The sequence below is a fragment of the Nocardia sp. NPDC005978 genome (assembly GCF_040614455.1).
Lineage (GTDB): Bacteria > Actinomycetota > Actinomycetes > Mycobacteriales > Mycobacteriaceae > Nocardia.
Genome location: NZ_JBEXUS010000033.1, coordinates 1 through 9800, shown reverse-complemented (window position 1 = coordinate 9800; position 9800 = coordinate 1). Strand labels below are relative to the sequence as shown.

8 protein-coding genes are annotated in these 9800 nt (G+C 70.2%); 4 read left to right on the top strand and 4 right to left on the bottom strand.

All coding sequences use genetic code 11. From position 1 onward, the window contains the following. Positions 1-239 (bottom strand): hypothetical protein (locus ABZ319_RS17180; RefSeq protein ID WP_354987384.1); only part of this gene is annotated, 239 nt, incomplete at its 3' end. A 104-nt stretch (positions 240-343) separates the two neighbouring features. On the opposite strand from ABZ319_RS17180, the gene ABZ319_RS17175 reads away from it, so the two are divergent. Further along, positions 344-1243, top strand: a complete 900-nt coding sequence (locus ABZ319_RS17175) for an NmrA family NAD(P)-binding protein (protein ID WP_354987383.1) — start codon at positions 344-346, stop codon at positions 1241-1243. Between the two features lie 507 nt (positions 1244-1750). Here the strand turns inward: ABZ319_RS17175 and ABZ319_RS17170 are convergent. Together ABZ319_RS17170 and smc are read right to left on the bottom strand one after the other, a co-directional pair. Further along, positions 1751-2413 carry an HAD family acid phosphatase gene (locus ABZ319_RS17170; RefSeq protein ID WP_354987382.1) on the bottom strand — a complete coding sequence of 221 codons (663 nt, stop codon included), beginning with the start codon at positions 2411-2413 and terminating at the stop codon, positions 1751-1753. Between the two features lie 90 nt (positions 2414-2503). Beyond that, complete coding sequence (gene smc, locus ABZ319_RS17165; RefSeq protein ID WP_354987381.1) at positions 2504-6112, bottom strand: chromosome segregation protein SMC; 3609 nt, start codon at positions 6110-6112, stop codon at positions 2504-2506. A gap of 292 nt (positions 6113-6404) precedes the next feature. On the opposite strand from smc, the gene ABZ319_RS17160 reads away from it, so the two are divergent. Beyond that, a complete protein-coding gene (locus tag ABZ319_RS17160; RefSeq protein WP_354987380.1) occupies positions 6405-6608 on the top strand; it encodes a cold-shock protein in 204 nt (67 codons plus the stop codon). Positions 6609-6706: 98 nt separating this feature from the next. On the opposite strand, the gene ABZ319_RS17155 is transcribed toward ABZ319_RS17160, so the two are convergent. Then, a complete protein-coding gene (locus tag ABZ319_RS17155; protein ID WP_354987379.1) occupies positions 6707-7135 on the bottom strand; it encodes a DUF1707 domain-containing protein in 429 nt (142 codons plus the stop codon). A 166-nt stretch (positions 7136-7301) separates the two neighbouring features. On the opposite strand from ABZ319_RS17155, the gene ABZ319_RS17150 reads away from it, so the two are divergent. Both ABZ319_RS17150 and ABZ319_RS17145 read left to right on the top strand, forming a co-directional pair. Further along, positions 7302-8534 carry an acyl-CoA dehydrogenase family protein gene (locus ABZ319_RS17150; RefSeq protein ID WP_354987378.1) on the top strand — a complete coding sequence of 411 codons (1233 nt, stop codon included), beginning with the start codon at positions 7302-7304 and terminating at the stop codon, positions 8532-8534. Positions 8535-8536: 2 nt separating this feature from the next. After that, the gene (locus ABZ319_RS17145; RefSeq protein WP_354987377.1) at positions 8537-9661 is read left to right on the top strand and encodes an acyl-CoA dehydrogenase family protein; all 1125 of its coding nucleotides are present in this window, start codon (positions 8537-8539) and stop codon (positions 9659-9661) included. Positions 9662-9800 lie beyond the last annotated feature (139 nt).

The window sequence follows — 9800 nt, the reverse complement described above, 5'->3', positions numbered from 1 at the left end:
GCCGAAACGTCGCCGGTACCGATCCTTCCGCCGAGGCCGGGACCGCCGTCGAGCCCGGAAGCCGGTGTCCCCGAGCCGTAACCGGGGCGGGTCCGTTGCCGCGGGTCGGCCTCGAGGTCGGCCCGTGCGCCGGGCGCGGAGCGGGCGGACAGGCCGTAGGGATCGTGGCCGACATCGCGGGACGCGGACGCACGCGGGGCGGAAGCGGAGCCGGGCGGGGAGGCGGGGCGGGCGGTCATTTCGTTACGGGCTCTCGTCGCGGGGGTGGGCGGGTGCGTCGGGGCGGACGTAGCGTCCGAATACGGGTTGCTTGACCCGAATACTAACCAGGAGACGCGACTTCATGTCTGTTCAGCACGATCCGATCCTCATCACCGGGGCCACCGGCCAGCAGGGTGGAGCGACAGCCCGACATTTGCTGCATATCGGAATTCCGGTGCGCGCGCTGGTGCGCGACCCGGACGCGCCCGCGGCGCGCGCACTCGCCACGGCGGGTGCGGAACTGGCCGTCGGTGACTTCGACGACCCGGCCACCCTCGCCCCCGCGCTCGCGGGAGTGCGGGCGGCGCTGCTCGTGCCACCCGCCACATTCACCGCGGGCGGCTGGGACACCGAACTGGAGGCGGGACGCGGTGAAGCATTCGTCGCGGCGGCGCAATCCGCCGGTCTCGACCACCTCGTGTTCACCGGCGTCGCCGGATTGAAGGAGGAGGGCCCGTGGGGCGCGCACGGCAAGCGGCGCATCGAAGACGCACTGCGCGCCAGCGGATTGCGGTGGACCATCCTGCGCCCGGTGCGCTTCATGGAGAACTACCTGCTGCGGAACTCGCCGGTGGACGGCCTCACCGACGACGGGGTGCACCGGCACCTGTTCGTGGCCGACGCCCCGCTGCAGACGATCGCCCTGGCCGACGTGGGCGCGGTCGCGGTGCTGGCCCTCACCGATCCGGACCGATTCCACGGCCGCGTCCTGGAACTGGCCGGTGACGACCTCACTCCGGACGCGGCGGCCGCCCGCATCACCGAAAGCACCGGGCACACCGTCAGATACGAGGAGGTCACCGAGGCCGAGGCGCGCGCGATCGGCCCCGAGGTGACCAATGTCTGGCTCACCGCGCACGAGGGCAAGGGCTGGCACGCCGACATCGCCGCGGTGCGCGAAATCCACCCGGGCCTGCGCACTTTCGACGACTGGCTGACCGAAATCGGTGCGGCGCTGGTGAAGGCGCGCCTGGCGGGCTGACACGGCGGTCCGCGGCCGATGCGCCCCGGCCGGCATCATCTCGACCGACGCCGAATCGCTCGACCTGCCGCACACGGGCGGCCGCACCACTGCCGCAGCCGGCCGCAGAGGTGCGGCAGGCCATCGGCGTTCACCCGCCCCGCAGCTGGATCCACGACATCGACTCGGGGAGCATGGTGTCGGCACCGGACGGGACCTCGTTCCGGCTCACGCGAAGTCGGGGCCACGGGACGCGCCCCGAACGGCGATTCTGCACAGGCGCCGTGCCCTCGGCGAGCGGAGATTCGCCGCCGCTGTCCGATCGCCCTGCCACCCGGTCCGGGCGCCACCGTCCGAAGCGCAACGGGCCGACCGATCGGCGAAACCCGCCTGCGCGGCGGTGATTTCGGTGCGATCTACGCCGGCCACGGCGCGGACTCCTGTCGCGGCACGACGCCCCGGGGATGAAATCCCCGGGGCGTCGGCACTATTCGGCACGGGCTCCCGCGTTCGCCGCGGGCACCGGGCTCAGTTCAGTGCGCCGTCGTAATCCGGCAGCTTGAAGGTGCGTTCGGCGTGCCCGCCCGCCAGGTCCGAGGCGCTGTTGCCGATGTTGGCCACGATCGTGTAGCCCTTGGACTCGATGTCGATGCGGCTGGCGGTCTTGTACGCCTCCAGCCCGGCCGAACCGGCCGAAAGCGTCTGCGGCTGGGTGCCGTACAGCCGCTCCACGGTGTAGCCGACCGCCTGCAGATTGGCCTGGGTGTAGATGCCCATGAGCGCGGGCCGCCCGGTCACGAAGATCAGCGCGGCGCCCTGGGACTTCGCCCACTGGGCCAGGGCCAGCATCGGCGGGATGGCCGGGGTGATGGGCGCGGCGTTGTAGGTGGTCTCGAGCGTGGTGTTGTCGATGTCGAAGACGATGGCGGGCTTGCCCGCGGCGGGCAGCCGGGTGCTCAGGTACGCCTGCGCCTCGTTGGCCACCACGGTGACGTCCGCGATCCACTGGGCGTAGCTGGGTTTGGTGCCGCCGTTGCCCGACAGCGAGGACGAGCCCGTGCCACCGGACAGCGACGACGATCCGGCGCCACCCGACAGCGACGAGGAACCCGTGTCGGCCAGCGCCGCGGGGACCGGAACAGCAAGGGCGGCTGCGACACCGAGGGCGATACCTGCAATAGAACGCTTCATGGTCACCGGACAGTATTCGCCGTCCCAGTGGTGGGTGATCATGTTTCAGATACCCGCACTGTCGGGTATTTCACTCCCGTTCAGCGGGATTCAGGTTGCCGCCCCGACCAGGTTCTCCCCGCGCATGCGCTGCGAGATGACCTGCGTGATGCCGTCACCGCGCATGCTGACCCCGTAGAGCGCGTCCGCGATCTCCATGGTCGGCTTCTGGTGGGTGATCACGATGAGCTGGCTCTTCTCCCGCAACTGTTCGAAGAGTGTAATCAGCCGGCGCAGGTTGGTGTCGTCGAGCGCGGCCTCGACCTCGTCCATGACGTAGAACGGGGACGGCCGCGACCGGAAGATGGCCACCAGCAGCGCCACCGCGGTCAGCGACTTCTCACCGCCGGACAGCAGCGAGAGCCGCTTGACCTTCTTGCCCGGCGGCCGGGCCTCGACCTCGATGCCGGTGGTGAGCATATTGGCGGGATCGGTCAGCAGCAGCCTGCCCTCGCCGCCGGGGAAGAGCTTGGCGAAGACCCCGACGAACTCGCGCTCCACGTCCTCCCACGCCTCGGTGAAAACCTGCAGGATGCGGGCGTCGACCTCGGCCACCACGTCCAGCAGATCCTGGCGCGCCTTCTTGACGTCCTCGAGCTGGGTGGCCAGGAAGTTGTACCGCTCCTCCAGGGCCGCGAACTCCTCCAGCGCAAGGGGATTGACCTTGCCCAGGGTGACCAGGTCCTTCTCCGCGCGCTTGGCCCGGCGTTCCTGGGTGGGCCGGTCGAACGGCAGGGGCTGCGGTTCGGTGACCGCCTCGCCGCGTTCGCGGGCCTGTTCGTACTCGATCATCTCGACGGCCGAGGGCGGGGTGAGGGTGTCCGGGCCGTACTCGCCGATGAGATCGTCCAGTGCCAGCGAGAACTGTTCGGAGATGGTGGTTTCCAGCTGTTCGATGCGCAGCGCGGCCTGGGCGCGCGCGACCTCGTCGCGGTGCACGGTGTCGGTGAGCTGGGCGAGCTGGGTGGTGAGCGCGCGGGCGCGCTCCTTGGTCTGATCCACCTGCGCGGCGAATTCGGTACGGCGGCGCACCAATTCGTCGCGGCGGGCGGCGGCCTCGGCCACCACCTTCTCGAGCTGGGCGGCGATCCGCTCGGCGGAGTCGGCGACCACGGCGGCGACCTCGGCGGCGCGGGTGCGGGCGGCGTGCTGGCGTTCGGCCCGCGCCCGGTTCTCGCGTTCGGCGCGCGCGGCCCGGCGCAGGCCGTCGGCCTTGCCGCGCACCGATTCCGCGCGTTCCTCGGCGGTGCGCACGCTCAGGCGAGCCTCCACCTCCATGGTCCGGGCCTCGGCGAGGGCGGCGGCGGCCTCCTCCCGGGCGTAGCCCGCGGTCTCGGTGCCCGCGGATTCACTGCCCAGCTCGGACTGCTCGTCCTCGGCGTGCCGCAGCCGCGACTCGAGTTCCTCGAGCTTGGCGAGGGTCTCGGTGCGCCCGGCCTCGGTCTCGGCGCGCTGGGCGATGAGCCGCTCGCATTCGCGCTGTGCGGTGCGCGCGGTCTGCCCGAGCCGCCCGAGCCGGTCGTAGATGGCGACCAGGTTCTGATCGGACTCGTGCAACGCCAGCAGCGCGTGCTCGACCGCGTCCTTGCGGTCGGTCTGTTCGGCGAGCGCACCCGCGAGGGTGGCCTCGAGTTCCTCGGCGGTGCGCTGCCAGGTGGCGAGTTCGCCGGTGGCGGCGTCGATCTCGGCCTGGATCTCGAGCTGACTCGGCGCTCGATCGGAGCCGCCGAGCACCCAGCCAGCGCCGGTGAGGTCGCCGTCGCGGGTCACCACGCGCAGTTCGGGACGGGCGCGCAGCACCTGCTCGGCGGCGTCGAGATCCGCGGCGACGGCAATGCCGGTGGTGAGCGCGGTGATGGCGCCGCGCATGTGGTCCGGGCAGTCCACGACCTCGGCCAGCCAGCGCGCCGCACCCGGCAGTTCGCCGTGTGCGCGCGAGTCCGGTGCCGCGGCGCCGGCGTACACCAGCGCGGCGCGTCCGCCGTCGGCCTCCTTGAGCGCGTGCACCGCCGCGTGCGCGGACGGTCCGGTGTCGGCGGCCACCGCGTCGGCGAGCGGCCCGAGTGCCGCCGCGACGGCGGCTTCGAACCCGCCGTGCACGCGCAGCAGCCCCGAGAGCGGCCCGAGCAGCCCGTCGGAGCGATGTTCGAGCAGCCACGCCGCGCCGTCCCTGCGGGCCAGTCCCATCGTGAGCGCCTCGATGCGCGCGGACAGCGAGGCAACGCGCTTGCCCGCCTCGCGATCACGCTCGCGCAGTTCGTCGACTCGTTCGTCGGCCAGCTTCAACGCTTCGGCCGCGTGTTCGTACTGGGCGTCCAGTCCGGCCTCGCCGGCGTCGAGTTCGCCCAATTCCTCCTGGACGGACTCGAATTCGGTGTCGGCGGTCGCGCCGCGCTGACGGGCCTCGGCGATGGAGGCCGAAATGCGGGTGATCTCGCCGTCCACCGACTGCGCACGCGACCGCAGCGTGTCGACCTGACCGGAGAGCCGGGCCAGTCCCTCGCGGCGATCGGCGATGGCGCGCACGGCCGCCAGGTGCGCCTGTTCGGCGGCCTTGGCCGCCTGTTCCCGCTCGTACAGCGCCTCGCGCGCGGATTCCAGCGTCTCGGTGGCGATCTCGACCGCCGCGAGCAGTTCGGCTTCCTCGAGTTCGACGCGTTCGGCCTCGCGCTCGAGCTGATCGGGGTCGCGCCCGGCGCCGGTGGGCTGCTCGATGGCGAGGTTGCGCGCGCGGTCGCGCGCGATACGGATGGTCGCGTTGACGCGTTCGGCCAGCGCCGAGAGCTGGAACCAGGTCTGCGCCGCGGCCTCGGCGCCGGGGGTGAGCCGCGACAGCTCGAATTCCTGCTGGGCGAGTGCGGCGTTGGCGGCGTCGAGTTCGGCGTGGACGGTGACCTGCTGCTCGCGCGCGTAGGACTCCTTGCTCTGCTGGCTCTCCAGTTCGCGGCGGCGGCTCACCAGATCATCGGCGGCCAGGCGCAGGCGTGAGTCGCGCAGCTCGGACTGCACGGTCGCCGCGCGCCGGGCCACCTCGGCCTGGCGACCCAGCGGCTTGAGCTGGCGGCGCAGTTCGGTGGTGAGGTCGGTCAGGCGCGCGAGGTTCGCCTGCATGGCGTCCAGCTTGCGGACCGCCTTCTCCTTGCGACGGCGGTGCTTGAGTACGCCCGCAGCTTCCTCGATGAACGCGCGCCGGTCCTCGGGCCGCGATTCCAGGATCGCCGAGAGCTGTCCCTGCCCGACGATGACGTGCATCTCCCGGCCGATGCCGGAGTCGCTGAGCAGTTCCTGCACGTCCATCAGTCGGCAGGTGCTGCCGTTGATCTCGTACTCGCCCGCGCCGTCGCGGAACATGCGCCGGGTGATGGAGACCTCGGAGTAGTCGATCGGCAGCACGCCGTCCGAGTTGTCGATGGTCAACGTCACTTCCGCGCGCCCGAGTGGCGCACGTCCCGCCGTCCCGGCAAAGATGACGTCCTGCATCTTCCCGCCGCGCAGCGCCTTGGCCCCCTGCTCACCCATGACCCAGGTCAGGGCGTCCACGACATTCGATTTGCCGGAGCCGTTGGGGCCGACCACGCAGGTGATGCCGGGTTCGAACCGCAGCGTCGTCGCGGACGCGAAGGACTTGAAACCCTTCAGCGTCAGACTCTTCAGATGCACAGCCGCCCAGGCTACCCGCTCGATCGCGATTGCCCCGAGTATGCCGGGAACGCGTCCGGTTCTCCGCCCGACGGTTCGGCCGACACTCGGCCCGCGGGGCCAATTCGTCGGATCATTGAAAGATCAGGTAGCCTCGTGGCGTTGCAACTTTTGGTTCTCACAGACTTCAGTACGCGCCTGCTGACCATGACGCAGGCGCGCATTTGTGTTTCCAGTGATTCCATGGGGAATCATTACAGCGACATCAGATCCGCAAAGTGTGGATCGCACCAAACAAAGAGGAGAGTCCATCGTGGCTACCGGTACCGTCAAGTGGTTCAACACTGAAAAGGGCTTCGGCTTCATCGAGCAGGACGGTGGCGGCCCCGACGTCTTCGCCCACTACTCGAACATTGCCGCCACCGGCTTCCGCGAGCTGACCGAGGGCCAGAAGGTCTCGTTCGACATCGCGCAGGGCCAGAAGGGCCCGCAGGCGGAGAACATCACCTCGCTGTAATTCGCGAGCGTGGCTGTTCACTCAGCCGGCGAAGTGCCAGAACGGCGTCCCGTGTTCATCGGGACGCCGTTCTTCTTGTTTCACCCTCTTGCCCGGATTCACCGGGCCCAGTGGTGCCGCTTCCAGGCCCCGGCCTCCCAGCCGGTGAGGACGCGGAAGATGAGCACCGCACCCCACGGGCCGATGACCCACACCGGCCAGAAGTAGGCCGGCTCACCCGTCCCGATCGAGATCGCGGCCCAGATCAGCAGGACGAGCACGCTCACCCCGAGCCAGGCGCCGCCCTCGATGCGCTGCCAGATCGGCAGGCCGGTGACCTTCGCACCCGGCCGCGGCGGCGCGGTCAGCGCGGGCAGGTCGCTGAGCACCAGGCGCAGATCCTCCCGGGTGGCGGTTCCGTAGACCAGGCCCAGTCGTTCGTTGTATTCGGCCGGGTCCAGCCGGCCGTGGCTCATGTGACGACCCAGCAGTTCGGCCACTTCGGCGCGCTCGGCGTCGGATGCGCGGGTTCCGGCGGTGATGTCCATCTCTGAATCCTCCCGATCATGTTCCACAATGGAACGTGAATAAGTCCAGGATATTCCTCCACAATGGAATGTCAATACCCGCAAGTGAAGGCGGGTGCCAGCACATTTGCCAGCAGGGGTGACGCAATGAGATGGTGGGGTTCAGTTCTTCGCACAAGGAGTATTCGTGGACCTCGACTGGTCGACCGGTGATCTGGCGTTTCGCGATGAGGTGCGCCACTTCCTCGATGAGAATCTGACCCCGGAACTACGCCGCGCCGGACGCCTGGCCACCAGCGTCTACCCGGACCACGAGGCCAGCATGGAGTGGCAGCACATCCTGCACGAGCGCGGGTGGGCCGCGCCGGCGTGGCCCGTGAAGTACGGCGGCTGCGACTGGAGCCTGACCCAGCACTACATCTTCGGGCGCGAATGCACCCTGGCGGGGGCGCCGAACCTGTCCCCCATGGGAATTCGCATGGTGTCGCACGCCATCATGGCCTTCGGCACCGCCGAGCAGAAGGACTTCTTCCTGCCGCGCATTCTCACCGGCGAGGTCTTCTTCTGCCAGGGGTACTCCGAGCCCGAAGCCGGCTCCGACCTGGCCTCGCTGTCCATGGCGGCCGTCGAGGACGGCGAGGATCTCGTGGTCACCGGCTCCAAGATCTGGACCACGCACGCCGGCGAGGCCAATTGGATCTTCGCGCTCGTGCGCACCTCCAAGCAGGCCAGGAAGCAGCAGGGCATCACCTTCGTGCTGATGGAGATGGACGCGCCCGGCATCCAGATCCGCCCGCTGGTCATGACATCCGGCGAGCAGGTGCAGAACCAGGTGTTCTTCGATCAGGTGCGGGTGCCCAAGGCGAATGTGCTGGGCCGCATCGACGACGGCTGGACCGTGGCCAAGTTCCTGCTCAACTTCGAGCGCGGCGGCGGCGCGGCGGCCCCGGCCCTGCAGGTCATGGCCGAGGAGCTCGCGCAGGCCGCCAAGACCCAGGTCGGTCCGGACGGCGGTGTGCTGATCGATGATCCGGCGTTCGCCGCCAAGCTCGCCGATGCCCGGCTGCGCGCGGATGTGCTGGAGATTCTCGAATACCGCACGCTCGCACTGGTTTCCAGCGGCAAGGATCCGGGTCCGGCCGCGTCCACCATCAAGATCCTGGGCACCGAGCTGAGCCAGGCCCTCACCGAGCTGGCCCTGGAGGCCGCGGGTCCGCGCGGGCGGGCCTACCAGCCGCACGCCACCATGCCCGGTGGTCCGATCGCCGATTTCACGCCGCCCGCAGACGGTTTCGTGAGCGGCGACGAGTGGCAGGCGGTCGCCCCGCTGCGCTACTTCAACGACCGCGCCGGATCGATCTACGCCGGCAGCAACGAGATTCAGCGCAATATCATCGCCAAAGCCACCCTGGGACTGTAGCCATGGACTTCTCTTTCACCGCCGAACAAGAACTGCTCCGCGACACCGTCACGGAATTCCTCACGGCGCGTTATCAACTCGAATCCAGCCGGGCCGCGGCGCGGCTGGGCGCCGGCTGGCAGCCCGAACTGTGGCGCTCGCTGGCCGAGGAGGTCGGCATCCTGGGCGCCGCGCTGCCGGAATCGGTGGGCGGCATCGGCGGCGGGCCGGTCGAAATCATGGTCATCGCCGAGGCTTTGGGCGCGGCGCTGGTCGTGGAGCCGTACGTCGACACCGTGGTGGTGGGCGGCGGCCTGCTGAGCCGGGCCACCGGCAAGCGGGCCGAGGACCTGCTCTCCGGCATCGCCGAGGGCGCGGTCATCACCGGATTCGCGGCGCTGGAAGCGCATTCGGGCTACGACTACGCCAAGGTCGCCACCGTCGCGCGGCGCGACGGCGACGGCTGGGTGCTGACCGGCGTCAAGACGGTGGTGACCTCGGCCCCGCTGGCCACCCACCTGCTGGTGACCGCCCAGCTGGACGGCGAGAACGCGCTGTTCGTGGTCGATGTCGATCCGGCCGCCCCGCCCGCCGGGCTGCGCGCGCAGTCCTTCCGCACCATCGACGAGCGCCAGGCCGCCGACCTGACCTTCGAGGAGTTGCGCCTGCCCGCCGACGCCCTGCTGCTCGAGCGCGCCGACGAGGCGATCGCGGCCACCATCGACGAGGCGATCGCCGCGGTCTGCGCCGAAACCGTGGGCGCGATGCGCCGGGTGCTGGCCGAGACCGTCGAGTACACCAAGTCCCGCCAGCAGTTCGGCGTTCCGATCGCCAGCTTCCAGGCGCTGCAGCACCGCATGGTGAACATGCACCTGGAACTCGAGCAGGCGATCGCCGCGACGTACCTGGTGACCCTGAAGCTGACCGCGGAGCCGGCCGAGCGGGCCAAGGCCGCCGCGGCCGCCAAGGCCACCATCGGCCGGGCCGCGCGCCTGATCGGCCAGGAGGCGGTGCAGTTGCACGGCGCCATGGGTATGACCGAGGAACTGGCGATCGGCCACTTCTTCAAGCGGCTCACCGCGGTGCAGTACGAGTACGGCACCACCGCGCACCACACCGCCCGCTATGCGGCACTGACCCGGTCGTAACCGCTCGAACCACGGTTATCGACCGCGGCCCCGGGGGTGGGGCCGCCGCGGCCGGGGACAGGGTGTGGGGGGTCCCCCGCGCCGCCCCCGCCGGCGGGGGCGGCCCGGTCCGCCACGTGTTGTTCCGACCGCAACCGCA

What these genes read in the sequence shown, in the direction of transcription:
- ABZ319_RS17175 (WP_354987383.1), top strand. Translation starts at nt 344, where the DNA reads ATGTCTGTTCAGCACGATCCGATCCTCATCACCGGGGCCACCGGCCAG.
- ABZ319_RS17170 (WP_354987382.1), bottom strand. Translation starts at nt 2,413, where the DNA reads ATGAAGCGTTCTATTGCAGGTATCGCCCTCGGTGTCGCAGCCGCCCTT.
- ABZ319_RS17155 (WP_354987379.1), bottom strand. Translation starts at nt 7,135, where the DNA reads ATGGACATCACCGCCGGAACCCGCGCATCCGACGCCGAGCGCGCCGAA.
- ABZ319_RS17145 (WP_354987377.1), top strand. Translation starts at nt 8,537, where the DNA reads ATGGACTTCTCTTTCACCGCCGAACAAGAACTGCTCCGCGACACCGTC.